Consider the following 26,011-nt stretch of genomic DNA (forward strand, 5'->3'; position numbering starts at 1 on the left):
AAAAAGGGAGATGTTGCGCAATAAAACAGCAAAGTGGAGGGAGAAGATAGCGCAATATCGCGATTGCGCTATCTGAGGATCAGAGCTGACCGCGATGATGCCAGGCGAGGTAACGCAACAGGCGGAGCTGACGGGTCAGGCGGCTCGGCTGCGACAGCAAGCGATACAGCCACTCCAGCCCCAGACGCTGCCACACTTTCGGCGCGCGCTTCACATGACCGGTAAAGACATCATAGGTGCCGCCGACACCCATATATAACGCATCCGGATGGACCACGCGGCAGTCGCGCATCAGCAGTTCCTGGCGCGGCGATCCCATGGCGACTGTGACAATCTTCGCCCCGCTGTCGCGGATCCGCTCAAACAGCGCCTGACGCTGTTCCGGCTTAAAATACCCGTCCTGGCTGCCAACGATATTCACCTGCCAGCGATCACGCAGTTTTTGTTGCGTCTGCGCCAGCACCTCCGGTTTACCGCCCACCAGAAAAACAGGCGTCCCCTCTTTTCCGGCGCGCGCCATCAGTTCTTCCCACAGGTCGGCCCCGGCGACGCGCTCGACAACTGCCTGTGGATACTTTTTGCGAATCGAGCGCACCACGCTGATGCCATCCGCATATTTGAACTCTGCCGCTTCGATTAGCGCCCGAACCTGCGCATCGTCTTCAACCGTCAGCATTTTCTCGGCGTTAATCGCCACCAGCGTACCCTGCTTCATCACCCCGCCAGCGTAGAGGTAATCCAGCGCGTGTTGCATATCGCGCCAGCCGATGAGATTCAGGCCGCGCAGCGTGTAAACGGGCGCTTCGGTGTTATCCGTCATTGTGATTATCCTTATCAGGCCTGAGATAGCGGGCGTTGCGCGCTTATCACGCGTTTATGAATCAGCCCGGCGCTATCAAATAACCAGTACAGTAATTTTGCCATCATCAGGCAGGCCCCGAAGATGATGAGGAAAAAGACCACCCGCGAGACAAACGAATCCAGCCCTTCCCTCGCCAGCACGATCATATTAAAGATGGCTCCGAAGCAAAAACTATGCAAAACAGCGGCCTTGTAGCGATTGGTTTCCCGATTGCCCAGCAGATACAGCCAGTCAAACCACTTGATGATAAGCCCGACCACCACCGCGCCAAGCGGGATAAACCACACGCCGCCCATCACCACCAGCGAGCCGATCAGCGTCGGGGAAATTGCCAGCCCGGAGTGGTTATTCAGCACTTCCCAGGTAAAGTAGTTGGCGGTGTTCAGCACAATGCCGGGGCGCGAAGGCCACAGCCAGGTCGGGATGAATACATAGAAATCGCGCACGATCGGCGCAAGGCCCTGGAACTCGATTTTGTCGTAGTTTTGCAGCAGCAGGGAGAGGTTTTCCCACGGCGAGAAGGTATCCCGGGTGAGATACAGAAACGTGTAAAACGCCTCGTCGCCGCTGACGTTAAGCCCGTAGCGCTTAAGTGCCAGCCAGAACATCCCCACAATGCCGAACGCCCCTGCCGCCGCCAGCATCCACAGGGAAATCCAGCCGCGAATAATGCCGATAAACAGGAAAATGGCGAAAGCGATAATGATGTTCGCGCGCGTTCCGCCAACGATCATGTAAGTCAGCAGGCCGAACGCCACCGTGCTAACCAGAAAGAACAGCCATGCCCGTCCGTCCTGACGCAGGAAATAGACCACCAGCATCGCCGGAATAAAGAAGTAAAAGAAGCGCTTAAGCGCCACGCCGGAAACTTCGCTGCCAAAAATCTGGCTGTAAGATTGCAGCCGGAACAGCAGAAAACCGTTATGCATAAAGAAGATGCCGACGCTTACCAGCGCAATCAGCATCAGCATTACCCAAGTCAGATGCGTTTCCACCCGGTTCATGGTGAACAGCGGGCGACGCGGCTGCACCTCAGATGGCTTGCGCAGTCGGGTTTTATACGTGACGTAGTAAATTGCATAAAAGCAGGCCGCCGCCAGCAGGGTTTGCATCATGATCCCCGGCGGCGCGACGCCGACGTCAAAGCGGAACACCAGCACGCTGGTGAGCGGGAAGCCGAAGAAGAAGGTCAGCAAAAACAGCAGCGAGAAAAAGACGTTGAAGTTAAAGCGCACGCGGCGAAATTCAAACCAGGTCAGGGTGGCGATAAACATCGTCGCCAGCAGCCAGATGACCAGTAATCCGCAAAATTCAAGCTGGCTCATTGGGCTTCTCCCGCCGCAAGTCGCAACGCCTGATGCCAGGGTTCAAGATAGTTTGGACTAAAGAAAGCGATCGTGCTTTTGTCGAGCGTCGCCAGTTGTCGCTGTGCTTCGCGGACCACGGCCTCATTGAGCGTGTCACCGGTAAAGAGCACCGGAATGTGCTGCTCCGCCATGTCCTGCCAGAACGGATTTTTACGGTTTAATACGCACGGAATACCCGCCTGGATCAGCAGGCAAAGCGTGCCGATACCCTGCTGGCGGGCAAAAATGAAGTAGCCCAAATCACACTGGCGCAGGAGGTCGAGATAGTCGGCAAATTCCAGCTTTTCGCTCAGAATACGCAGGTTTTCCGGGCTGAACAGCGCCGCGCCCACCTGCCGCACCTGGGCGATATAGGTCTCGTTATTCGCCGGGTAGCCCATCGGGACAATCACATTGACGGTATCGCCAAACTGACGGTGGATCGCCTCCAGCGCCGCGATGTGTTCATTGCTGCGGTCGCCGGAGTTACCCACCAGCAGCGTCAGCTTACCGTCGCGTGAGGTGTTGGCGGCCAGACTATTGAGCGACGGGTCCATACGCGTTGGGAAATAAAGCAGCTCACCGCGCACGCGAGGATGCCGGTTGGCAAAAAACTGCAAATCGCCGCGCGTGGCAAAGATACAGCCGACGCGCGCCTGCGCCATACGACGCAGCGGGTAAAACAGACGGAATTTCAGGCTTTGCGAGACTTCATACAAGTCCGCGCCCCACGCATGCCAGTTGAACTGCGCAGGCTTAATCGCCCCGCGCAGCAGCGCCAGCCACAGGTCGGTGTTGAACTGGCCGTGAAAAAAGAAACGCTGCCCGCGATCCGCTTTGGCCAGCGCCACTACCGCCTTCGCCAGCGCGGATTTTGAGGCAAAGAAATGCAGTCTGAGCGCCGGAAAAGTGGTGCTCAGGCCATCGTCGCGCCCGACGATCATAAATTCGCGGCCATGCTCAGAACCGGCAAGGCTCTCGTTAAAAAACCGCAGCACGGTCTGATTATGGTGGGGAATATCCGATCCCAGTACGTGGATTAGTGCTGTCATGCTCGTCTACGCCAGAGTAAAAACACGCCACAACAAAGGGCGAAATAAACAATATAGGTCGCCATGTAAGCCTGCGCCGCGCCTGCGGCACCGTGCGCCGGTATCAGGGCGTGGGAGAATCCGGTCAGCAGGGCAAACTGGCTGATTTCCGCGAGGATATAAAATCGCAGTGAAGCGCGGGCAATCACCAGATAACCGAAGACGTAAGCACCCACTTTCAGTACATCCCCGACCAGTTGCCAGGCAAAGAGATCGCGCATGGCGATAAATTTGTCGGAGAACAGCAGCCAGATGGCAAAATCACGCAGCAGCCAGACGGTGAAACTCGCCGCCGCAACCGCCGGCAAAACAAACTTCAGCGATTTCACAATCTCGCGGGTGACATCCTCTTTGGTGATGAGCCGCGAGAGGGTCGGCAGCAGATATACGCTAAATGACGCGGTGATAAATTGCAGGTACGCGTCAGAAATACTGCTCACCCCCTGCCAGAGGCCGACTTCATCCCAGCTGTAGTGCGCGGCAAGCTGATTTCGCATCATCACGTACGCCACAGGCAGCGTGACGGACGTAATCAGCGCCATCAGGGTGAATTTACCCAGTTGCCCGGCAAAGGGTTTATCCCAGCGCGGTTTGAGAAAGCCTGCCGGGATCGTCTTGCGACGCCAGAGCATAATGCCCGCCGGGATCACCACCAGCGCAGGTACCAGCGCCAGGCCCAGCAGTGCGCCCTGATACCCGCCGAGGCGAAAGCAGGCGTAATACGCGATCACCCCCACAATGCTGCCGCAAATCAGCGACAGCGCGTTTCCCGCCGCATCACGGAAGCCTTTCATCACCGCCAGCAGGAAGTTCGCCCAGGCGATGCCCATCTGCACCAGCGCCACCAGTCGCACCAGTCCCTGAAAATGGGTGTGTCCGAACAGTCCCTGACTGATGGGGGCTGCCGCCAGCAGAAAGACCAGCGCCAGCAGCGTGGAGAAACCGAGCACCATCGCCGACGAGGTGCCGACAACGTTGCGCAGTTGCGCCGGGTCATCATGATATTGCGCCACCAGTTTGGTAACGCCGTTGAAGATACCCGCCCCGGCCAGCACGCCGAGTACGGTCACTAATTGACGGAAGTTCCCGGCCTGCCCGACCCCCGCCGGGCCAAAAGCCACGGCGAGCAGCTTAACCACCAGCAGCCCCGCGCCGATCTTGACCAGCGTGGAGGCCGCCGTCCATACAGAAGCTTTAGCCAGCGACATCTCAGTTGAAATAGCTCAGAAGGGTATTAATCACCGTGCGCTGATTAACAGGCGCGAGGTTGTAGAACAGCGGCAGGCGAAGCAAACGCTCACTTTCCTGCGTGGTGTAGCGGTCTTCACCATGGAAGTCGCCAAACTGTTCCCCTGCCGGACTACTGTGCAGCGGGATGTAGTGGAACACCGCCATAATTTCCGCTTCTTTCAAAAAGGCGATCAGCTTGCCGCGATCCGCTTCGTCGCGCAGCTTGATGTAAAACATGTGCGCGTTATGGCTGCATTCTGCCGGGATGGTCGGCAGCTCAATACGCCCGGCGCGGGCCAGCGGCGTAAGCGCGTCAAAGTAGGTCTGCCACAGCGATAAACGCTGCTGGTTGATGCGATCGGCGGCTTCCAGTTGTGCCCAGAGATACGCGGCCTGCAAATCGGCCATCAGGTAGCTGGAGCCGATATCGCGCCAGGTATATTTGTCCACCTGACCACGGAAGAACTGGCTGCGGTTAGTGCCTTTTTCGCGGATCACTTCCGCACGCTCAATCAGGGCACGATCGTTAATCAGCGTCGCACCGCCTTCGCCGCCCGCGGTGTAGTTTTTGGTTTCGTGGAAGCTAAAGCAGCCGATATGGCCGATCGTCCCCAGCGCCCGTCCTTTGTAGGTGGACATCACGCCCTGAGCGGCGTCTTCCACCACGAACAGGTCATATTTTTTCGCCAGCGCCATAATGGTATCCATTTCACAGGCGACGCCCGCGTAATGGACTGGGACGATGGCGCGGGTTTTCCCGGTGATCGCCGCTTCAATGCGCGTTTCATCGATGTTCATGGTGTCCGCGCGCACATCGACAAAAATGATTTTTGCACCGCGCAGCACAAAGGCGTTAGCGGTGGACACAAAGGTGTAGCTCGGCATGATGACTTCATCGCCGGGCTGGATATCCAGCAGCAGCGCGGCCATTTCCAGCGAAGCGGTACACGACGGCGTGAGCAGCACTTTGGCGCTGCCGAAGCGTTGTTCCATCCATTGCTGACAGCGGCGGGTAAAGCCACCGTCCCCACACAGCTTGCCGCTGCTCATGGCAGACTGCATGTAATCCAGTTCGGTTCCCACAACGGGAGGCGCATTAAAAGGGATCATCGTGTCACCTGTATAGCCAGTAAGCGGTGCTTTCAACGTTGCCACCGCTTTGAATGTAACGTTTAAGCGCGGCGGTGTTCCCGGACTGGGTCGCCACGCGTAAGGTGCTGAGGCTGCGTGCTTTTGCCCAGCCCATCGCCGCCTGCATCAGCGCTTTGCCCGCGCCGCGCCCGGCCAGCAGACCGATACGTGCTTCGTGTGCGTTAAGCTGGCGGAGCGAGACAAACGCCCGGATGTGGCCGTCGGCGCGAAACACCAGGCATTCGTGGTCGTATTCACCTTTAACAGCGTTTTCAATCCACTGCGCGTAGAAACGACCGCTGGCTTCCGGCGGATACCAGGGCGCACGAAAACGGCTTTGGGTAAATATCTGCGAGGCCAGCGTCCGCAGCACGGGAATATCATCAAGCGTCGCGATTTCTGCCTGCGGATCGTCAACGGCAGGCGGCAGGGCCAGCGCGAAATCCACTTCCCCTTCCACCAGCTTAAAACCCAGCTGTTGCAGGGCATCAAGCCGGGCCGTATCAGCGGCGGGCACTTTGACCTGCACCCGCGCCCACGGCGCGAGGTCTGAGGCGGTGATCAGCGGGCCGGATTCATTCAGCCGGATAATCGCGCTGTTGAGGCCAAAAAACTGGCTCTCCCAGGCGAGCGGTTCCACCGTGCCGTTTACCATCAGCGCCATACGCCTTTGGTATCGACGATGTACGGCTGCGCGATAGTCTCGCTATCAATGGCTTTAAATTCGTTGTGATCGACCAGCATCACCAGCACATCGGCATTCGCCAGCGCCTGCTCAAGACTTGCCAGTTGGCTGATACCTTCAAGACTTTTGGGAAGCTGATGAATGTTAGGCTCGACCACCAGCGTCGTGCCGCTGTGCCAGTCGGCAACCTGATGGGCGATTTCCATCGCCGGGCTTTCGCGCAGGTCGTCAATATTGGGCTTAAACGCGAGGCCAAAGCAGGCGATGGTCAGCTCGCTGGCGCGTTTACCGCTCGCCGTCAGGCAATCCGCCACGGTCGCTTTCACCTGGCTTAACACCCAGTGCGGCTTGCTGTCGTTGACTTCGCGCGCGGTGCGGATAAGACGCGCCTGCTGCGGGTTCTGCGCGACGATAAACCAGGGGTCGACGGCGATACAGTGCCCGCCCACGCCCGGTCCCGGCTGCAAAATGTTGACGCGCGGATGGCGATTGGCGAGGCGAATAAGTTCCCAGACGTTAATCCCCTGGTCGGCGCAAATCAGCGATAACTCATTGGCGAAAGCGATGTTCACGTCACGGAAGCTGTTTTCGGTCAGCTTGCACATTTCGGCGGTACGGGCGTTAGTGACCACACACTCGCCTTCAAGGAAGATGTTGTAGAGTTCGCTGGCGCGTGCGGAACACACCGGGGTCATGCCGCCGATCACGCGGTCGTTTTTAATCAGTTCGACCATGACCTGGCCAGGCAGCACGCGCTCCGGGCAGTAGGCAATATTGATATCAGCCTGCTCGCCCGCCTGCTGAGGAAAACTCAGATCCGGGCGCATCTCTGCCAGCCACTGCGCCATTTGCTCGGTTGCACCGACCGGCGAGGTGGACTCCAGAATAACCAGCGCGCCTTTCTGCAACACCGGCGCAATGGATTTTGCCGCCGCTTCCACGTAAACCATGTCCGGCTCGTGATCCCCTTTAAACGGCGTCGGTACGGCAATCAGGTAGGCGTCTGCGGCAACCGGTGTGGTGCTTGCTTTGAGATAGCCCCCGTCCACCGCCGCTTTAACGACCTTATCCAGTTCCGGCTCAACGATATGAATTTGCCCGCGATTGATGGTCTCCACCGCGTGCTGGTTAATGTCGATCCCCACAACCTGCTTTTGACGAGACGCGAAAGCCGCTGCGGTTGGCAGTCCGATGTAGCCAAGGCCAATGACAGAAATGGTTGAAAAACTCATAGCGTTACCCGATTGTGTTTAAGTGCGTGCAAAATGCGACCGCAGGCTTGTCCATCACCGTAAGGATTGTGCGCATGGCTCATGGCTTGCCAGGCGGCGTTGCTCGACAGCAGGCGGGTGACTTCTTCAACAATACGCTGCTTGTCGGTGCCGACCAGTCTGACCGTGCCCGCTTCTACTGCTTCCGGGCGCTCTGTGGTGTCACGCATGACCAGCACAGGTTTACCGAAAGAAGGCGCTTCTTCCTGGATGCCGCCGGAGTCCGTGAGGATCAACCAGGCGCGATTCATCAGCCACAGGAATGGTAAATAGTCCTGCGGCTCAATCAGGATCACATTGTCGACATGGCCCAGGATGCGATTGACCGGCTCGCTGACGTTGGGATTCAGGTGCACCGGGTAGACAATCTGCACGTCGTCATGCTCTGCGGCAATCTCCGCCAGCGCATGACAGATCTCTTCAAAGCCGCGACCAAAGCTCTCGCGACGGTGGCCCGTCACCAGAATCAGCTTTTTGCTGTTATCAAGGAAAGGGTATCGGCCTGCCAGTTCACACTGTAACGCTTCGTTGTTCAGCACGCTGTCGCGCACCCAGAACAGCGCATCAATGACCGTATTGCCGGTGACGAAAATCTTTTTATCGCCCACGTTTTCACGCAGCAGGTTATGCCGGGAATTTTCGGTGGGGGCGAAGTGGTACATCGCCAGATGACCGGTCAGTGTGCGGTTAGCTTCTTCAGGCCACGGCGAGGAGAGATCGCCCGTGCGCAGGCCTGCTTCCACATGCCCGACCGGAATACGCTGGTAAAACGCCGCAAGGCTGGCGGCAATGGTGGTCGTGGTGTCGCCATGGACGAGCACCACATCAGGCTTGAAGGCTTCAAGAATAGGCTTCAGCCCTTCCAGAATACGGCAGGTGATTTCCGTCAGCCCCTGGCCTGGCTGCATAATATTCAGGTCGTAATCCGGGACAATCGAAAAGAGATGTAACACCTGATCGAGCATCTCACGATGCTGCGCGGTGACGCACACTTTCGCCTCAAAATAAGGATCCCTTGCCAGTGCATGAACCAGAGGAGCCATTTTGATGGCTTCTGGTCGTGTGCCAAATACGGTAAGTACTTTCACAACGATTCTCTTCGATTAGATGATGAAGGCCCGCAGGCCTTCATATCAGACGGCGTATCAGAACGAGCGGCGGCGTGTTAACGCGATGCCTGCTCCCACTAACGCCCCCACAATACCCCACATGATCATCAGGAAAGCACGACGCGGGCTATCGCGTTTTACCGGTTCTTCCGGTGTACGCAAATAACGATACGTCTGAAAACGGGGATCGAGTGTGGGGCCAACGTTGAGCGTATTGAGCATGGCCCGGTTTTGATCATAGTCCAGATCAAATTCCGGCCCCACCGCCTGAAGATTTTCGAGACGGGCCTGTAACATCGGGCGGCCCAGGAGGAACAATTCAGAGTCTGGTAATTCGTCTGCCGGGACTTCCGTTTCGCTGCGTGAAATGTTGTGCTGCTCGGCGACTTTCAGCGCCTGCTCAACGTTATGCACACGGCGGGAGAAGATCGCTTTCGCCACCTCTTCCTGACGTTTGACCTGCGCTTTCATTTGAATGGTGCGCGCAGCCCATGCGCCTTTCAGCTCATCGTTTAAATGGCTGGCGGCACGCTGGCTGGCAAACGCCACGTACTGACGCAGCAGATTATTGGCGTCGGGCGCAGTTTCTGCCGTCAGCTTTACGCTGTCGTTCAGGTTGCGCACTACGTCGCCCGGCATGTACTGAATATAATTAATTAAATCATCCAGCATCGCGGCGTCGGCTTTGCTGTTGCCGACCATACGCTGCTTGTAATAATCCGTTTGTAACCAGAAATCGCGGCGGGTATCCCAGGATGCCAGCTGCATGACGAACTCTTTGTAGGCCTCATCCATTACCGAAGGCTGATCCGCCGGGGCCAGACTGGCTTTCACATCCAGATTACGCAGGAACTGCTGTTGCGAATAAAAACCACCCAGCATGTTGACGGTGGGCCGGTCGGTCATTGCCGTCGCGCCCCACTCCTGTCTGGCGAAAAAGGTATAGGGTAATACGATCAAGGCAAAAACCAGCGCTACACCTACAATCCATAATTTCCCTGCCCATAAAGTACGAAATAAACCACGAATATCGAGTTCGTTCTCCGTACCCACTGACTGTGCTCCCGGTAATGGTTGAGTCATCGCTATCCCAGAGTTACTTGGTTAATGTTTGATTATGTTTACTGTTTCTACGGATCCTGCGTTTAACACGTTTAATAAAGCGCGCCACTTTCCACGCACGCTTAATACAATAGCCGTACATGAAAAATGCAAGCAAGAACAATGCCAGCATTACCCATTCCGGGACAATTCTTACATATTCCATCGTCACGCCGATGGCCGCCAGCAGCGCAGCGGCAAGCGTGATCAGCACAAAGGCCTGACGGGAAGTAAACCCGGCGCGCATGATCAAATGATGAATATGCTGACGGTCCGGGGAGAACGGACTCATGCCTTTACGCAGGCGGCGATACATAATGGCGACCATATCCATCAGCGGAATGGCAATAATCCACAGTGCCGTGACCGGGCTAATCGGATGGGTTTGCCCCTGGGTGGTTTCAAGCAGGATCCAGATGACGGTAAAGCCAATCAGCGTACTGCCCGCATCGCCCATAAAGACCTTATAGCGACGCCCAAGCACACCTAAATTCAGCAGGATATAAGGAAGGATTGCGGCGATCATGGCGAAGCACCACATCGCGAGGCTTGTTTGACCATCGAACCACAGGATGATGCCGATCGCGCCAAAAGAGACGCAGGACAACCCGCCCAGCAGCCCGTCGATGCCATCCACCATGTTAAAGGCGTTGATGGCAGCCCAGACCGCAAACAGCGTCAGGAAGAAGCCGAACGGCCCGAGAACCAGCTCCCACGAACCAAAAATATGGCCGAGGCTTAGCAGGTAGAGCTTACCCACCGCCATCATCACCACGGCGATGAGCGCCTGAATGGTCGCGCGGATTTTTACGCTGATGTCAAAACGGTCATCCAGTGCGCCAACAAATACCAGCACGCCCGCACAGGCCAGGTAGAGAGCAGCATGAGGAATATAGTAATCCGCAATGTAGAAGGTGAAACAAATCCCGGCGTAAACGGAAATGCCGCCAACTAAAGGGATCAGCCCCTGATGGCGTTTACGGAAATTAGGTTTGTCCACAAGACCAATTTTTTTCGCCACTTTGCGCGCGAAAAAAAGAAAGATAAATGTGAGTAAAAAAATACTGAATAACTCAGTAACCGCAGTGAGTAAATTCACAATGCATGCTCTCAGCGAATGTTGATCCTGGAAGTATAACGACGAAGGCCCTGCTCAAGAAGCGATAAAGCAGGACAATCACAGGCTCAGCTGTATGTTTTTCAATCGATTAAGACATTCTTATAATGAATGTTGCGTAATAGCGCTTTCTGAACGCAGCAGTCCGAAGCCCCATGGGTATAGCGTATATTCCATGAATGAAAAACGCCACGTAAAAACGTGGCGTTTCGGGGCTTTATTTGGATTACGAGCGTTTCATCATATCGAAGAACTCGTCATTGGTTTTCGTCATCGCCAGCTTATTGATGAGGAATTCCATTGCGTCGATCTCACCCATCGGGTGGATAATTTTGCGCAATATCCACATTTTTTGCAGTTCTTCCTGCGTGGTGAGCAGCTCTTCTTTACGCGTACCAGAACGGTTGTAATCGATCGCCGGGAACACACGTTTTTCAGCGATTTTACGCGCCAGGTGCAGTTCCATGTTGCCGGTACCTTTAAATTCTTCGTAGATAACTTCATCCATTTTAGAACCGGTATCAACCAGCGCGGTCGCGATGATGGTCAGGCTGCCGCCCTCTTCCACGTTACGTGCAGCGCCGAAGAAACGCTTCGGACGATGCAGGGCGTTCGCATCCACACCACCGGTCAACACTTTACCGGAAGCCGGTACTACGGTGTTGTAGGCGCGCGCCAGACGGGTGATGGAGTCGAGCAGAATGATAACGTCTTTTTTGTGCTCAACCAGACGCTTCGCCTTCTCGATGACCATTTCAGCAACCTGAACGTGGCGGGAAGCCGGTTCGTCAAACGTTGACGCAACCACTTCACCTTTAACCAGACGCTGCATCTCGGTCACTTCTTCCGGACGTTCATCGATGAGCAGTACCATCAGGACGCAGTCCGGGTGGTTGTAAGCGATGCTCTGCGCAATGTTTTGCAGCAGCATGGTTTTACCGGCTTTCGGCGGTGCAACAATCAGACCACGCTGACCGCGACCAATCGGCGAAGCCAGATCGAGAACGCGAGCGGTTAAATCTTCGGTCGAACCATTACCACGTTCCATGCGCAGACGTGAGTTTGCGTGCAGCGGCGTCAGGTTTTCGAACAGGATTTTATTGCGCGAGTTTTCAGGTTTGTCGTAGTTAACTTCATTAACTTTCAACAGCGCAAAGTAACGTTCACCCTCTTTGGGCGGGCGAATCTTACCTGAAATGGTGTCACCAGTTCGGAGGTTGAAGCGTCGGATTTGGCTGGGGGAAACGTAGATGTCATCAGGACCGGCGAGGTAGGAGCTGTCTGCAGAGCGGAGGAAACCAAATCCATCCTGCAAAATCTCCAACACACCGTCGCCAAAGATATCTTCGCCACTCTTAGCATGCTGCTTCAGGATGGCAAAAATAATGTCCTGCTTGCGCATACGAGCCTGGTTTTCCAGACCCATGTTTTCGCCGAGAGTGATCAGCTCAGAAACCGGCGTATTCTTTAATTCGGTAAGATTCATAATGGTGTGGGTTCTTAAACTCGGGGTAATACTCGAACTTAATTTGTGAATGGTATGGCAGGGTCATCCATGCCTGTTTTAGCGGCTTTCAACTCATGTCTGTTCGCTGCCTGCTTACAGGAAGAACACAGAACTGAAACGACAAGACGGATTGAGTGACAAGCCCGGAATCTATCCACTTCTCTCGCGGCGGTAGTGCTCAGCGGGAAGTATCGGGTAACACAAGATTCAACTGCAAAGATATGTTTAAAACGAAGTCAAAACTAACTTAGCACGACTAAAGCCGGGCGTCCAGCAATCCCAGGAAATTAGGAATGCCAGACGCCAGACGGAGAGACACATGGATTATGCGAGGTTCGCGTCCAGGAACTCTTTCAGTTGACCTTTGGACAGTGCGCCCACTTTGGTCGCCGCCACTTCGCCGTTTTTAAACAGCAGCAGGGTCGGAATACCACGGATACCGTACTTCGGTGCAGTACCCGGGTTCTGGTCGATATTCAGCTTGGCAATGGTCAGTTTGCCCTGATATTCGTCAGCGATTTCATCCAGAATCGGAGCGATCATTTTGCACGGCCCGCACCATTCTGCCCAGAAATCTACAAGGGTCAGCCCTTCCGCTTTAAGTACATCCGTGTCAAAACTGTCGTCAGTCAGGTGAATAATTTTATCGCTCATATTTAACTCCACAGGAATAAGCCTGGCGTGTTGGTGTAGCATGAAACTACAACGCATTGATGCCACATTAACCAACTAAAGGTTGACTTTATTTCACCGGATACGCTTTCGTAAAGCAATAGTAAGCTGATATTCTACCACACTATGAGCAAAACACATTTAACAGAACAGAAGTTTACCGACTTCGCCCTGCACCCTAAGGTGATTGAAGCCCTTGAAAATAAAGGCTTTCATAATTGCACGCCCATACAGGCACTGGCTCTTCCGCTGACGCTGGCGGGCCGTGACGTTGCAGGGCAGGCGCAAACCGGTACCGGCAAAACGATGGCGTTCCTGACGTCAACGTTTCATTATCTCCTTTCTCACCCGGCGGCTGAAGACCGTAAAGTGAACCAACCGCGCGCGCTGATCATGGCTCCAACCCGTGAACTGGCGGTGCAAATTCATGCTGATGCTGAGCCCCTGGCGCAGACAACCGGCCTGAAACTGGGACTCGCTTACGGCGGCGACGGTTACGACAAACAGCTTAAAGTGCTGGAAAGCGGCGTCGATATCCTGATCGGCACCACGGGTCGTCTGATCGATTACGCCAAACAGAACCACATCAACCTCGCTGCAATCCAGGTTGTCGTGCTGGATGAAGCGGATCGCATGTACGATCTGGGCTTTATCAAAGATATTCGCTGGCTGTTCCGCCGTATGCCAGCGGCGAATGAACGCCTGAACATGCTGTTCTCCGCTACGCTCTCTTACCGCGTGCGTGAACTGGCCTTCGAGCAGATGAACAACGCAGAATATGTGGAAGTCGAACCGGAACAGAAAACCGGCCACCGCATAAAAGAAGAACTTTTCTACCCGTCTAACGAAGAAAAAATGCGCCTGCTGCAAACGTTGATCGAGGAAGAGTGGCCGGATCGCGCCATCATTTTCGCCAACACCAAGCACCGCTGTGAAGATATCTGGGGCAGCCTTGCCGCCGATGGTCATCGCGTAGGTCTGTTGACCGGCGATGTGGCGCAGAAAAAACGTCTGCGTATCCTCGACGAGTTTACCCGTGGCGATCTGGATATTCTGGTCGCGACGGACGTTGCGGCTCGCGGCCTGCACATTCCGGCAGTAACGCATGTCTTTAACTACGATCTCCCGGACGATTGCGAAGATTACGTTCACCGCATTGGTCGTACCGGTCGTGCTGGTGCCAGCGGTCATTCCATCAGCCTCGCCTGTGAAGAATACGCGCTGAATCTGCCTGCTATCGAAACGTACATCAGCCACTCGATTCCGGTGAGCAAATATAATCCGGATGCGCTGATGACCGATTTGCCGAAACCGTTGCGCCTGACCCGCGCCCGCCCAGGCAATGGACCGCGCCGCTCCGGTGGTGCCCCACGTAACCGTCGCCGCTCAGGTTAAAAAAGAAAGCTATGCTCAACGCCACTTCGCTTTATGCAGCAATCGATCTCGGTTCCAATAGTTTTCATATGCTGGTAGTTCGCGAGGTGGCAGGCAGTATACAAACGCTGACCCGTATCAAACGTAAAGTGCGTCTGGCTGCGGGTCTGAGCAATGATTTTGTGCTCTCCCCTGAAGCGATGGATCGCGGCTGGCAATGCCTGCGTTTATTTGCCGAACGTTTGCAGGACATCCCACAGGTGCAGATCCAGGTGGTGGCCACCGCGACACTGCGCCTCGCCGTTAACGCCCACGTCTTCATCACTAAAGCGCAGGAAATCCTTGGCTGCCCGGTGCAGGTCATCAGCGGTCAGGAAGAAGCACGTCTGATTTATCAGGGCGTGGCGCACACGACCGGCGGTGACGATCGGCGTCTGGTGGTGGATATCGGTGGTGCCAGTACCGAACTGGTCACCGGCATCGGTGCGCAAACCACATCGCTGTTTAGCCTGTCGATGGGCTGTGTCACCTGGCTTGAGCGTTTTTTTACCGATCGTAATCTGGCGAAAGAGAATTTCGACGCAGCGGAAAAAGCGGCGCGCGATGTGCTCTCTCCCGTTGCCGATGAACTGCGCTTAAACGGCTGGAAAGTCTGCGTAGGCGCGTCCGGTACAGTCCAGGCGCTGCAAGAAATCATGATGGCGCAGGGGATGGACGAGCACATTACGCTCGCCAAACTTCAGCAACTTAAGCAGCGCGCGATTCAGTGCGGTCGTCTGGAAGAGCTGGAAATCGAAGGGCTGACGCTTGAACGCGCGCTGGTTTTCCCGAGCGGGCTGGCGATCCTGATCGCGATTTTCAGTGAACTAAATATTGAATATATGACCCTGGCGGGCGGTGCTCTGCGTGAGGGACTGGTCTACGGCATGCTGCATCTGTCGGTGGATCAGGATATCCGCAGCCGCACGCTGCGCAATATTCAGCGTCGTTTTATGGTGGATACCGAGCAGTCGCAGCGTGTCGCGCAACTGGCGTCACGCTTCGCCGAACAGGCAGGATCAGAGTGGGATTTGTCGCCATTGAGCCGCGAACTGCTGGTAAGTGCCTGTCAGTTGCATGAAATCGGCCTGAGCGTAGATTTCAAATATGCGCCGCAACATGCCGCCTATCTGGTGCGCAATCTCGACCTGCCTGGCTTTACCCCCGCGCAGAAAAAACTGCTCGCCACGCTGCTGTTAAACCAGACTAACCCGGTGGATTTGTCGTCGTTGCATCAGCAAAACGCCGTACCGCCGCGCGTGGCAGAGCATCTTTGCCGTTTACTTCGTCTGGCGATTATTTTCGCCAGCCGTCGCCGCGACGATCGGTTACCGCCGATTAGCCTGACGGTAAAGGATGAACAACTGACGTTAGCTTTGCCGCAGAACTGGCTTGCGCATCACCCGCTGGGAGCAGAGCTGATTGAACAGGAATGCCAGTGGCAGAGCTATGTTCACTGGCCGTTGACGATTCAGTAGGCCCCTCACCCTAACCCTCTCCCGCAGGGAGAGGGAACAGATTGTGCACAGACGGGTTTTCCCCCTCTCTCTGTGGGAGAGGGCCGGGGTGAGGGGAAAAATTATTTCGCCTTCGCTTTCGCCAGCATCGCCCTGATATTCGCCACGTTCGCCTGGCCTTTATGCATCCGTTCTTCCGCGCTCACCACTTTGCGCTCCTGCTCCCAGATCACATCATCCTGCGGCAGTTCCAGCAGAAAACGGCTCGGTTCCGGGCGCACCAGTTCACCGTACTGCCGGCGCTCTTTGCACAGGGTAAAAATCAGCTCTTTTTGCGCACGGGTGATCCCCACGTACGCCAGGCGGCGCTCTTCATCAATATTGTCTTCATCAATACTACTCTGGTGAGGAAGAAATCCCTCTTCCATGCCCACCATAAAGACATACGGGAACTCCAGCCCTTTTGAGGCGTGCAGCGTCATCAGCTGAACCTGATCGGTTTCCTCATCACTCTCGCCGCGCTCCATCATGTCGCGCAGGGTAAAGCGCGTCACCACCTGGGTCAGCGTCATCGGCTCATCAATATCGCTGCCTTCCAGCATCTCGGTCATCCAGCTAAACAGCGTGTTGACGTTTTTCATGCGCATTTCTGCCGCTTTCTGGCTGGGAGACGTTTCATACAGCCAGGATTCGTAATCAATGCCGTGGATCAAATCACGCACCGCCGCAATCGGCTCACGCTCGGACAGCCGCTGTACTTCGCCGAGCCAGTGGGTAAAGCGGGTAAGAGATTCATAGCCACGCCCGCTGAGCGTCTGGGTCAGCCCCATATCAAAGCTGGCGGCAAACAGGCTTTTGTTACGCGTGGTCGCCCATTCGCCCAGCTTTTGCAGCGTCGCCGGGCCAATCTCGCGCTTGGGTGTGTTGACGATACGCAGAAACGCGCTGTCGTCTTCGGTATTGGTCAGCACGCGCAGATAGGCCAGCAGGTCTTTAATTTCTGGCCGTGAGAAAAATGACGTGCCGCCCGAAATCCGGTAAGGAATGCGGTTCTGCATCAGAAACTTTTCAAACACCCGCGACTGATGGTTCCCGCGATAGAGGATCGCATAATCCTTGTACTGCGTTTTCTGGATAAAGTGATGAGCGATAAGCTCCCCGGTCACCCGCTCGGCTTCGTGCTCTTCATGATTTGCGCTCAGCACTTTCAGTTCCGGCCCATAGCCGAGTTCAGAAAAGAGGCGCTTTTCAAACACGTGCGGGTTATTGGCGATAAGAATGTTCGCCGCCTTCAGAATGCGCCCGGACGAGCGGTAGTTTTGCTCAAGTTTAATCACCTGCAGGGCCGGGAAATCCTGGCTTAACAGCACCAGGTTTTGCGGACGTGCACCACGCCAGGAGTAAATCGACTGATCGTCGTCGCCCACCACCGTAAAGCGCGCCCGCGCGCCCACCAGCAGCTTCACCAGTTCATACTGGCTGGTGTTGGTGTCCTGATATTCATCCACCAGCAGATAGCGGATCTTATTCTGCCAGCGCTCGCGAACCTCTTCATTACGCTGCAACAGCAGCGTCGGAAGCAGGATCAGATCGTCAAAATCGAGCACGTTGCAGGACTTCATGTGCGCGTCATACAGCCCATAGCAGTGAGCGAAAATGCGATCGCGCTCTCCCTTTGCCTGCGCTGCCGCCTGAGAAGGCGTCATCAGATCGTTTTTCCAGTTAGAGATCGTCGAGATCAACTGCTGGAGCACCACTTTATCGTCGTCGATCAGCCCTTCCGCCAGCTCTTTAAGCAGCGCCACCTGGTCGGTATCGTCAAACAGGGAGAAGTTCGATTTCATGCCCAGCGCGGCATATTCCCGTTTGATGATATCCAGCCCCAGGGTGTGGAAGGTGGAGATCATCAGGCCACGCGCTTCTTTACGCCCCAGGGTTTGCCCGACGCGCTCTTTCATCTCGCGCGCCGCCTTGTTGGTAAAGGTCACTGCCGCGATATGTCGCGCCTGATAGCCGCATTCACGGATCAGATGGGCGATTTTGTTGGTGATCACGCGGGTTTTGCCGGAACCGGCACCGGCCAGAACCAGACACGGCCCGGTAACAAATTCGACGGCCTGCTGTTGGCCTGGGTTTAGACGCATAAGAAGATCACCACTGAAAGTCGGGAGGGGATAAAAAACGCATGGTAGTATAGCCAGCGTCATCCATAGCACTCAAGGCACGATCATGGCAAAAACAGCGGCAGCAATGCACATCCTTGTAAAAGAAGAGAAACTGGCACTGGATCTTCTGGAGCAGATTAAAAACGGCGGCGATTTCGAGAAGCTGGCGAAGAAGCACTCTACCTGTCCGTCAGGTAAGAAAGGCGGGCATTTAGGTGAATTCCGTCAGGGCCAGATGGTTCCGGCGTTCGACAAAGTGGTGTTCTCCTGCCCGGTGCTGGAACCCACTGGCCCACTGCATACCCAGTTCGGTTACCACATCATTAAAGTGCTGTACCGGAACTAATAAAAAGGCCTTCTCTGAGAGAAGGCCTTTTGTTTGCCCCCTCTCCCCGTGGGAGAGGGCCGGGGTGAGGGGCTTTGTACGCATATCCCCCTCACCCTAACCCTCTCCCTCAAGGGAGAGGGAACGAATCGGTGTCGTAATTAACCCGCTACCGCAATACGTTTCATATCGGTCATATAACCGCGCAGTTTCTTACCAACAGCTTCGATCGCGTGGCTGCGGATCGCTTCGTTCACGTCACGCAACTGGGCGTTATCCACCGCAGTGCCTTCAACCGCTTTACCCAGATCGCCCGCCTGCAGCGTGGTCATAAACTCTTTCAGCAGCGGTACACACGCATAGGAGAACAGGTAGTTGCCGTACTCGGCGGTGTCAGAAATAACCACGTTCATTTCATACAGACGCTTACGCGCGATGGTGTTCGCGATCAGCGGCAGTTCATGCAGGGATTCGTAGTAAGCGGATTCTTCGATGATGCCAGAATCCACCATGGTTTCGAACGCCAGCTCAACGCCTGCTTTCACCATCGCAATCATCAGCACGCCTTTATCGAAGTACTCCTGCTCGCTGATTTTGCCTTCGAACTGCGGCGCGGTTTCGAACGCGGTTTTGCCGGTCTCTTCACGCCAGGTCAGCAGGTTTTTATCGTCGTTAGCCCAGTCTGCCATCATGCCGGAGGAGAATTCGCCGGAGATGATGTCGTCCATATGTTTCTGGAACAGCGGTGCCATGATCTCTTTCAGTTGCTCAGAGAGCGCATAAGCGCGGACTTTTGCCGGGTTGGACAGGCGATCCATCATCAGGGTGATACCGCCCTGCTTCAGCGCTTCGGTGATGGTTTCCCAGCCGAACTGGATCAGTTTTTCTGCGTAAGCCGGGTCGGTGCCTTCTTCCACCAGCTTGTCGAAGCAGAGCAGAGAACCCGCCTGCAACATACCGCACAGAATGGTCTGCTCGCCCATCAGGTCAGATTTCACTTCTGCAACGAAGGAAGATTCCAGCACGCCCGCACGGTGACCGCCGGTGGCCGCAGCCCAGGCTTTAGCAATCGCCATGCCTTCGCCTTTCGGATCGTTTTCCGGGTGCACAGCAATCAGCGTCGGTACGCCGAAACCACGTTTGTACTCTTCGCGCACTTCGGTACCCGGACATTTCGGCGCAACCATCACGACGGTGATGTCTTTACGGATCTGCTCGCCCACTTCCACGATGTTAAAGCCGTGGGAGTAACCCAGCGCCGCGCCATCTTTCATCAGCGGCTGTACGGAACGCACAACGTCAGAGTGCTGTTTGTCCGGCGTCAGGTTAACCACCAGGTCCGCCTGCGGGATCAGCTCTTCGTAAGTGCCTACTTTAAAACCGTTTTCGGTCGCTTTACGCCAGGAAGCGCGTTTTTCTGCAATCGCTTCTTTACGCAGGGCGTAGGAGATATCCAGACCGGAATCACGCATGTTCAGGCCCTGGTTCAGACCCTGAGCGCCACAGCCGACGATGACCACTTTTTTACCCTGAAGGTAGCTCGCGCCATCGGCGAATTCGTCGCGGCCCATAAAGCGACATTTACCCAGCTGTGCCAGCTGCTGGCGCAGGTTCAGTGTATTAAAGTAGTTAGCCATGATGGTGTACTCCGTGATGTTGTGTTGTCGTGCTTATTATTCGGTTCGCATATGCGAGATTGAACTTACTATATGACAGGAAAATTATTGCGGAAATTGATATATTCACAACGTCACGTTGCAATTTCTGCAATGTAAATCGTGGAGCGTTGCCCGTGGATTTACGCGATCTCAAAATCTTCCTGCATCTGGCGGAAAGCCGTCACTTTGGCCGCAGCGCGCGCGCCATGCATGTCAGTCCTTCCACGCTCTCCCGGCAGATTCAGCGCCTGGAAGAAGATCTGGGTCAGCCGCTGTTTGTGCGCGATAACCGCACCGTCACGCTAACCGAAGCCGGGGAAGAACTGCGTACCTTTGCCCAGCAAACCCTGTTGCAGTACCAGCAACTGCGTCACACCATTGATCAGAAAGGCCCGTCGCTCTCCGGCGAACTGCGCCTGTTTTGCTCGGTTACCGCCGCGTACAGCCATTTGCCACCGATTCTCGATCGCTTTCGGGCGGAGCATCCTTCGGTAGAGATTAAGCTCACTACCGGCGATGCCGCCGACGCGATGGATAAAGTGGTGACGGGCGAAGCGGATCTGGCGATTGCCGGTAAGCCCGAAACCCTGCCGGGTGCGGTGGCCTTCTCCATGCTGGAAAATCTGGCGGTCGTGCTGATCGCCCCGGCGCTGCCCTGCCCGGTGCGTAATCAGGTATCGGTGGAAAAGCCCGACTGGTCAACGGTGCCGTTTATCATGGCGGATCAAGGGCCGGTGCGAAAACGCATTGAGCTGTGGTTTCGCCGTCAGAAAATCAGTAATCCGTCGATTTATGCCACCGTCGGTGGGCACGAGGCGATGGTGTCGATGGTCGCGCTGGGCTGCGGCGTGGCGCTGTTGCCGGAAGTGGTGCTGGAAAACAGCCCCGAACCGGTGCGTAATCGCGTGATGATTTTAGAACGCAGCAGTGAGGAAACGCCGTTTGAACTGGGCGTATGCGCGCAAAAAAAACGGCTCAATGAGCCGCTGATTGACGCCTTCTGGCAGATTGTGCTGATGCGGAATATGGCCTGAATTATGCGCCGTGCGGCGGGAAGCCAGGCGCTTCCCGGTTATCACCGGTTTCATGCCAGCGGGTGTTATTTTCCCAGCCTAAAACAAGTAGACGCAATAATCCCCAATCCTGTACGATGCCATCCGGTTTTATATATTTAGCCTTAATTAAATATTGAATAAAACCCACAAATATCATTCACGCAAAATATATTAATTCTTCACTTAAATGACTTACAGCGTTAATTAAAAGACGTTTATTAAATAGTTAAAGCCTGATGGAAAAGGCTTTTAATTCTGCTCATGGACTGGAGTTGACTATTATGCACTCTATGGACTTACGCCGACTCGATCATTCAGAGAATGTATCGAATCCGGCCCATTATATTACCCGTAAGACTGAATACGCCCCCCTTGTTTCGGCAATCATTCCATGCCTGAACGAAGAACTGACGCTTTTTATCTGTATTAATAAAATAATGAAAGCCTTTACCCGTATGGGTATTCAGGGTGAAGTGATCGTGGGTGATAATGGTTCAACGGATAAATCCGTTGAAATTGCAACATCGCTGGGCGCGCGGGTTATTCACCAGCCCGTCAGAGGGTATGGCGCAGCAATAAGCGCGGCGGCCGGAGCCGCAAAAGGCAAATATCTCATCATGGCCGATGCCGATGACTCCTATGACTGGAGCCAGATTGATATTTTTGTTAATGCTCTGGAAAGCGGCGCAGACTTTGTCATGGGCAATCGATTTGCCGGGGGAATAGAACCGGGGGCGATGCCGCCTCTGCATCGCTATCTGGGTAATCCGCTGCTTTCCGGTATTGCCCGTGTGCTTTACCATTCGCCCATTCATGATTTTCACTGTGGGATGCGGGCCTTTACCCGCGAAGCATTCCAGAAAATGTCCACCCGCTCGACAGGGATGGAATTTGCCTCCGAAATGATTATTAACGCCCATCGCGCGGGGTTAATCATTCAGGAAGTGCCGATCAAGCTCTATCCGGACAAACGCAATCGCCCTCCTCATTTACGTTCATTTCGTGATGGCTGGCGGCATCTGCGTCTTCTCATCGCCCACGCCCCGGATCGCATGTATTTGATCCCCGGCATTACGCTCCTACTTCCCGGCGTTATCGGCCTTGCGCTACTTGCCGCAGGCCCTATAGAAATCAACGGGTACTACTTTGGCATCCATTTCGTTGCCCTGGCCACAATGTCGACGCTCATTGGCCTTATCGCTCTCCTGTTAGGCGTGTTAGCTAAGGTCGCCATTGCCATTTACCACCCGGTGGCGCAAAGCCGGGTTATCCCCTGGCTGACGCGCTCGCACCCGCTGGAGTGGCTGGTATTCTGCGGCTCTTTTCTTGCCATATCAGGTTTTTGCGCCGACCTCCTCCTTGCCTTTCAATGGATATCGACCAGCGGCTCAATGGAACACTCGGTACACGCTGTTTTTGTCATCAGCACGGCCTGCATCGCAGGCGTCCTGATGGTATTGACCGGATTCGTACTACAGCTCCTGCTGGACAGCCTGCACCGGAATGCGCAGCGATGAAAATCCGTACCTCCTGTGCTTATCTCTGCATTTCTGGCAGTTGTTTCCTCGGACATAATGCCATCATGATTGTGGCGGAAAGTGCAGGCGCAGCGCTCTGGTTAGCGATCCTGTTATCTTTCGTTACCACCGTTACCGCTGGCTATCTATCGCACAGCGTATTCACGTTTAAACAGCCGCTATCACTTCGTGCCTTTGGGCGTTATACCGCCAGCATGTCGCTGAATATCCCGCTGGTATTTGCCTGCACCGGGTTCTGGTATCACTGGCTGGAATTTCCGATGCTTGTTGCCGCGCCGCTTGCGTCGCTGTGCATGCTGGTGCTGAATTTTTTCCTGAGCCGCTGGGCTATTAGCGCCTCAGGCCGCAATAAGGCTGTACCGATATGATTAAGCCCCGGAAACGCTTACCAGGAGAATGTCGCCGTTGAATATCCTGACGATAAGCCATTTTTACGAGGCGCACGGCGGCGGTATTGAACGCGTTGCCGGGCATTTGTGCCGCCAGTTCGCCCGCCTGGGGGCGACTCCGCAATGGGCAGCCAGCGCCAGCGATGCGTTACCGGACGATGATCTCAACCCAATCGCGCTACGTTGCGCCGACCCGCTGGAAAAACTCACCGGTCTGCCTATGCCGTTGCCGGGCCCGCGAGCTATTTGCGCGCTTAAAAACGCAGTCCGAAATAGCGACGCGGTGGTGATCCACGATGCGCTCTATGTCACCTCGATCCTGGGCGTGATAATGGCAAAACGATACGGGAAGCCCGCCATTCTGATTCAACACATTGCCGCGATTCCTTTCAGGAATCCTGTACTGCGTCTGCTTATGCAACTGGCTAATCGGGTCGTTACGCGTCCCATGCTAAGGGCCGCCGATGTTCGGGTATTTATCAGCGATACTGTCCGTCATGACCTGCTTGGGACCCCTGCGCGCTATCCGTATAAATTGCTGTTTAACGGCGTTGATAGCGCCATTTTTTATCCACCAGCCCCCTCTGAGACCAGACAAAACCCGCAGGCAAAATATGACCTTCCTCCCTGTGCCCGGCGCATACTTTTCGTGGGTCGTTACGTTGAAAAGAAAGGATTATCGATACTACGCACTCTCGCGGCGGCAAGGCCGGAATACCAGTTTTTACTGGCCGGAAACGGCCCGCTTCGTCCCGCAGAATGGGGATTGAGCAACGTTTACGATCTGGGCGTGCTGGCCCCCGAAGCACTGGCAGAACTCTATCGCTGTGCGGATCTACTGCTGTTGCCTGCCGTCGGCGAAGGCTATCCCCTTGTTATCCAGGAAGCCATGGCCTGCGGATTACCGGTCATTTGCGGTGCTCCGGCTCACAGAGCCGATCCCGATGCGGCAAGCTGGCTACGTGGCGTGGACATTGACCTCAACGATCCCCAACGTTCAGCGCAGCTCTGCTCTGACGCAATAGACAATTACGTGCTGACCCCCTGCGAACGTGAAGCGATGATGCGTTACGCCAGAGAGCGCTATAGCTGGCAAACCATGGCGCAGGAAATAGTGATGCTGGCGAGAAATGCAGGGAAGAGACAGGGTGAAGCGGGAAGACAATAAAATGGATACTTTCAATAAGCCTTTTTTACGCGTCGGTTCGGGCAAATTAACGCTTCTCTTCAGCGTGAGTATTGCCATTAAAGTGGCGCTTATTTTCGTTTTTGCCTGGCATATCCTGCTGGTCATGGATGAATTTGCCCAGCTTGGCTACGCCAAGTATTTTGCTAACGGCCTGTTCGACACTATTCAACCGCCAAAGGCCGTGGGCTTTGCGTTGTTTTATAAACTGGCGCATTTGACTGGCTGGGATGCGACGTCGATTATTCTTGCCGGGCGAATGCAGACGGCGCTGCTCGCCTGCGGAACGTTGCTGCTGGTCTACGCCTGTGCGCGTGCGCTGGGCGAGCAGCGTTTACGCGCACTTTTTATTGTTCTGGTTTTACTCTGTTTTACGAATTTTATGGAGCGCATTTTCCGCACCCGCTCAGAGCCCCTGGCGCTGTTTTTCGCCCTCGCCGCCGTTCTGGTGATACTGCGCGGCCATACCCTCATCGCCAGACGTATTTTCATCGCCGGGATCCTGAGCGGACTGGCGTTTCTGGTCACCCAAAAATCAGCATTCTTCAATCTGGCCCTTGGGCTTGGATTAGTGATTGATGCGACGCTGCGCAGAGATTTCCGCGCGGCTATCCTTCGCGGCGTTTACTTAACCGCCGGATGGTTACTTCCCGCGATGGCCTATTGCGTTATATTCGGCGGCAGCGACCCGCTGCGTATCGCCGAAGGTTTGATCCTGGGTCCGGTAGAAGTGGCAGTAAACGGCAGCGAAGCCTATAGCGGGCTTCGTGTGTATGTCTTACTCACCCTGATAGACAATCCGTTACTCTACCTGCTCTGTTTTAGCGGCATGGTCATCACGTTAAAAAACGTGAGAACCCTGAATGAAAAAACGCGTATTGCCCTGATCTTTTCACTCGTCATTACCACGCTGGTTTTCACACATGACCAGCCGTGGCCTTATGTATTCATTATGGCGCTGCCGTTTATCTCGCTCTGGTCTCTCGTCCCGCTGGATGGTCTCTTCGCTCAAAACCGCAAGCCGGGACTGCGATTATTTTTCCTGACGGTGGCGATATTAGTCCTGCTTTCAAGCTACGTTAACAATCTCAGCTACCTGAAAATTAGCAATGTGCGACAGCTTGAACTGGTTACCAGAGCAGAAGCGCTGCTCGGGCCTGATGAAAAGTACTTTGATGGTATCGGGATGTTGCCTAACAGACTGGAGCCGACCACCCTCTGGCTTGATGCCTGGTATGTGTTAAAAACGCAGCGGGAAGGTAAAGCCTCCGAAGCCTGGCGCGTGCTGACCCGGTCCCCGCCGAAAATCATTTTATGGTCCTACCGGTTGAGCAATATTTATCCGGTGATCGCAGAAGCCATTGATAACAGCTATGTCCGGGTGGCACCGAATATCAGGATGGCGGGGCGACGGCTGCACATTGGCCGTCAGAAAGAGTTCAGAGTACCGCTGGCCGGAAGATATCAGCTGTACAGCGAAACCGGCGCACCCGTATCAGCACAACTGAAAGTGGACGGGATCACGCTCGTTCCGCCTATCACCCTGGCGGCTGGCCGCAAAACCATCACCTTACTTAATGGCCCGGAGAAAGCGCTGTTGTTGCCAGAAGGGAATTATGACGGTCTTTTCAAAGACGGGGATGATAACAACTACCTGTTTGCCAACACCTATTACCACTGAGATGACGGAAAACAGGAGATAA

21 protein-coding genes and 1 pseudogene are annotated in these 26,011 nt (G+C 55.0%); 8 read left to right on the forward strand and 14 right to left on the reverse strand.

Translation table 11 applies throughout. From position 1 onward, the window contains the following. Positions 1-79 precede the first annotated feature (79 nt). The 12 genes from wecG to trxA form a co-directional block, all read right to left on the reverse strand. Positions 80-820: a lipopolysaccharide N-acetylmannosaminouronosyltransferase gene (gene wecG, locus BM373_RS19965; protein WP_090465541.1), complete on the reverse strand. Its 741-nt coding sequence runs from the start codon at positions 818-820 to the stop codon at positions 80-82. A gap of 14 nt (positions 821-834) precedes the next feature. Next, the gene (gene wzyE / locus BM373_RS19970) at positions 835-2,187 is read right to left on the reverse strand and encodes an ECA oligosaccharide polymerase (protein WP_090465544.1); all 1,353 of its coding nucleotides are present in this window, start codon (positions 2,185-2,187) and stop codon (positions 835-837) included. Further along, a complete protein-coding gene (locus tag BM373_RS19975; protein ID WP_090465547.1) occupies positions 2,184-3,260 on the reverse strand; it encodes a TDP-N-acetylfucosamine:lipid II N-acetylfucosaminyltransferase in 1,077 nt (358 codons plus the stop codon). Before BM373_RS19975 ends, wzyE begins: the two co-directional genes overlap by 4 nt. After that, positions 3,257-4,507: a lipid III flippase WzxE gene (wzxE, locus tag BM373_RS19980; protein WP_090465550.1), complete on the reverse strand. Its 1,251-nt coding sequence runs from the start codon at positions 4,505-4,507 to the stop codon at positions 3,257-3,259. Before wzxE ends, BM373_RS19975 begins: the two co-directional genes overlap by 4 nt. A 1-nt stretch (position 4,508) precedes the next feature. Beyond that, complete coding sequence (rffA, locus tag BM373_RS19985) at positions 4,509-5,639, reverse strand: dTDP-4-amino-4,6-dideoxygalactose transaminase (RefSeq protein ID WP_090465553.1); 1,131 nt, start codon at positions 5,637-5,639, stop codon at positions 4,509-4,511. 4 nt (positions 5,640-5,643) lie between these two features. Next, positions 5,644-6,318 (reverse strand): dTDP-4-amino-4,6-dideoxy-D-galactose acyltransferase, encoded by a 675-nt coding sequence (gene rffC / locus BM373_RS19990; protein WP_090465621.1) that lies wholly within the window; start codon positions 6,316-6,318, stop codon positions 5,644-5,646. Beyond that, positions 6,315-7,577, reverse strand: coding sequence for a UDP-N-acetyl-D-mannosamine dehydrogenase (gene wecC, locus BM373_RS19995; RefSeq protein ID WP_090465556.1), 1,263 nt, complete (start codon positions 7,575-7,577; stop codon positions 6,315-6,317). Before wecC ends, rffC begins: the two co-directional genes overlap by 4 nt. Beyond that, positions 7,574-8,704 (reverse strand): non-hydrolyzing UDP-N-acetylglucosamine 2-epimerase, encoded by a 1,131-nt coding sequence (wecB, locus tag BM373_RS20000; protein ID WP_090465559.1) that lies wholly within the window; start codon positions 8,702-8,704, stop codon positions 7,574-7,576. Before wecB ends, wecC begins: the two co-directional genes overlap by 4 nt. A gap of 57 nt (positions 8,705-8,761) precedes the next feature. Further along, positions 8,762-9,808: an ECA polysaccharide chain length modulation protein gene (wzzE, locus tag BM373_RS20005; RefSeq protein ID WP_090465562.1), complete on the reverse strand. Its 1,047-nt coding sequence runs from the start codon at positions 9,806-9,808 to the stop codon at positions 8,762-8,764. 13 nt (positions 9,809-9,821) lie between these two features. Next, positions 9,822-10,925, reverse strand: a complete 1,104-nt coding sequence (wecA, locus tag BM373_RS20010; RefSeq protein WP_090465564.1) for a UDP-N-acetylglucosamine--undecaprenyl-phosphate N-acetylglucosaminephosphotransferase — start codon at positions 10,923-10,925, stop codon at positions 9,822-9,824. Positions 10,926-11,169: 244 nt separating this feature from the next. After that, entirely contained in the window at positions 11,170-12,429 is a 1,260-nt protein-coding gene (gene rho, locus BM373_RS20015; RefSeq protein ID WP_064327923.1) for a transcription termination factor Rho, read from the reverse strand. Between the two features lie 345 nt (positions 12,430-12,774). Then, entirely contained in the window at positions 12,775-13,104 is a 330-nt protein-coding gene (trxA, locus tag BM373_RS20020) for a thioredoxin TrxA (protein ID WP_088221138.1), read from the reverse strand. 144 nt (positions 13,105-13,248) lie between these two features. On the opposite strand from trxA, the gene rhlB reads away from it, so the two are divergent. After that, the gene (rhlB, locus tag BM373_RS20025) at positions 13,249-14,517 is read left to right on the forward strand and encodes an ATP-dependent RNA helicase RhlB (RefSeq protein ID WP_090465569.1); all 1,269 of its coding nucleotides are present in this window, start codon (positions 13,249-13,251) and stop codon (positions 14,515-14,517) included. Positions 14,518-14,528: 11 nt separating this feature from the next. After that, positions 14,529-16,013, forward strand: coding sequence for a guanosine-5'-triphosphate,3'-diphosphate diphosphatase (gene gppA, locus BM373_RS20030; protein ID WP_090465572.1), 1,485 nt, complete (start codon positions 14,529-14,531; stop codon positions 16,011-16,013). A gap of 101 nt (positions 16,014-16,114) precedes the next feature. Here gppA and rep read toward each other — a convergent pair whose 3' ends face one another. After that, the gene (rep, locus tag BM373_RS20035) at positions 16,115-18,136 is read right to left on the reverse strand and encodes a DNA helicase Rep (protein ID WP_090465576.1); all 2,022 of its coding nucleotides are present in this window, start codon (positions 18,134-18,136) and stop codon (positions 16,115-16,117) included. 85 nt (positions 18,137-18,221) lie between these two features. Between rep and ppiC the strand changes: the two genes are divergently transcribed. After that, positions 18,222-18,503, forward strand: a complete 282-nt coding sequence (gene ppiC / locus BM373_RS20040) for a peptidylprolyl isomerase PpiC (protein ID WP_024555327.1) — start codon at positions 18,222-18,224, stop codon at positions 18,501-18,503. A 140-nt stretch (positions 18,504-18,643) separates the two neighbouring features. Here ppiC and ilvC read toward each other — a convergent pair whose 3' ends face one another. After that, entirely contained in the window at positions 18,644-20,119 is a 1,476-nt protein-coding gene (gene ilvC / locus BM373_RS20045; protein WP_090465579.1) for a ketol-acid reductoisomerase, read from the reverse strand. Between the two features lie 72 nt (positions 20,120-20,191). Between ilvC and ilvY the strand changes: the two are divergent. The 5 genes and pseudogenes from ilvY to BM373_RS20070 all read left to right on the forward strand — a co-directional run bounded on the left by ilvY (position 20,192) and on the right by BM373_RS20070 (position 25,989). Then, a pseudogene (gene ilvY, locus BM373_RS20050) lies at positions 20,192-21,174 on the forward strand (HTH-type transcriptional activator IlvY). A 302-nt stretch (positions 21,175-21,476) separates the two neighbouring features. Then, a complete protein-coding gene (locus BM373_RS20055) occupies positions 21,477-22,712 on the forward strand; it encodes a glycosyltransferase family 2 protein (protein WP_218159481.1) in 1,236 nt (411 codons plus the stop codon). Then, a complete protein-coding gene (locus BM373_RS20060) occupies positions 22,709-23,101 on the forward strand; it encodes a GtrA family protein (protein ID WP_090465584.1) in 393 nt (130 codons plus the stop codon). Before BM373_RS20055 ends, BM373_RS20060 begins: the two co-directional genes overlap by 4 nt. Before the next feature lie 28 nt (positions 23,102-23,129). Beyond that, positions 23,130-24,290: a glycosyltransferase family 4 protein gene (locus BM373_RS20065; protein WP_090465586.1), complete on the forward strand. Its 1,161-nt coding sequence runs from the start codon at positions 23,130-23,132 to the stop codon at positions 24,288-24,290. 1 nt (position 24,291) lies between these two features. After that, a complete protein-coding gene (locus tag BM373_RS20070) occupies positions 24,292-25,989 on the forward strand; it encodes a DUF7056 domain-containing protein (protein WP_090465589.1) in 1,698 nt (565 codons plus the stop codon). The last annotated feature ends 22 nt before the right edge of the window (positions 25,990-26,011 follow it).

The sequence above is a fragment of the Enterobacter sp. kpr-6 genome (assembly GCF_900116015.1).
Taxonomy (GTDB): domain Bacteria; phylum Pseudomonadota; class Gammaproteobacteria; order Enterobacterales; family Enterobacteriaceae; genus Enterobacter_D.

Bases quoted from the DNA above. Each gene is read 5' to 3' on its own strand.
- wecG (WP_090465541.1), bottom strand. From the start codon at position 820: ATGACGGATAACACCGAAGCGCCCGTTTACACGCTGCGCGGCCTGAAT.
- wzyE (WP_090465544.1), bottom strand. From the start codon at position 2,187: ATGAGCCAGCTTGAATTTTGCGGATTACTGGTCATCTGGCTGCTGGCG.
- BM373_RS19975 (WP_090465547.1), bottom strand. From the start codon at position 3,260: ATGACAGCACTAATCCACGTACTGGGATCGGATATTCCCCACCATAAT.
- wzxE (WP_090465550.1), bottom strand. From the start codon at position 4,507: ATGTCGCTGGCTAAAGCTTCTGTATGGACGGCGGCCTCCACGCTGGTC.
- rffA (WP_090465553.1), bottom strand. From the start codon at position 5,639: ATGATCCCTTTTAATGCGCCTCCCGTTGTGGGAACCGAACTGGATTAC.
- wecC (WP_090465556.1), bottom strand. From the start codon at position 7,577: ATGAGTTTTTCAACCATTTCTGTCATTGGCCTTGGCTACATCGGACTG.
- wzzE (WP_090465562.1), bottom strand. From the start codon at position 9,808: ATGACTCAACCATTACCGGGAGCACAGTCAGTGGGTACGGAGAACGAA.
- rho (WP_064327923.1), bottom strand. From the start codon at position 12,429: ATGAATCTTACCGAATTAAAGAATACGCCGGTTTCTGAGCTGATCACT.
- trxA (WP_088221138.1), bottom strand. From the start codon at position 13,104: ATGAGCGATAAAATTATTCACCTGACTGACGACAGTTTTGACACGGAT.
- rhlB (WP_090465569.1), top strand. From the start codon at position 13,249: ATGAGCAAAACACATTTAACAGAACAGAAGTTTACCGACTTCGCCCTG.
- gppA (WP_090465572.1), top strand. From the start codon at position 14,529: ATGCTCAACGCCACTTCGCTTTATGCAGCAATCGATCTCGGTTCCAAT.
- rep (WP_090465576.1), bottom strand. From the start codon at position 18,136: ATGCGTCTAAACCCAGGCCAACAGCAGGCCGTCGAATTTGTTACCGGG.
- ppiC (WP_024555327.1), top strand. From the start codon at position 18,222: ATGGCAAAAACAGCGGCAGCAATGCACATCCTTGTAAAAGAAGAGAAA.
- ilvC (WP_090465579.1), bottom strand. From the start codon at position 20,119: ATGGCTAACTACTTTAATACACTGAACCTGCGCCAGCAGCTGGCACAG.
- BM373_RS20055 (WP_218159481.1), top strand. From the start codon at position 21,477: ATGCACTCTATGGACTTACGCCGACTCGATCATTCAGAGAATGTATCG.
- BM373_RS20060 (WP_090465584.1), top strand. From the start codon at position 22,709: ATGAAAATCCGTACCTCCTGTGCTTATCTCTGCATTTCTGGCAGTTGT.
- BM373_RS20065 (WP_090465586.1), top strand. From the start codon at position 23,130: ATGTCGCCGTTGAATATCCTGACGATAAGCCATTTTTACGAGGCGCAC.
- BM373_RS20070 (WP_090465589.1), top strand. From the start codon at position 24,292: ATGGATACTTTCAATAAGCCTTTTTTACGCGTCGGTTCGGGCAAATTA.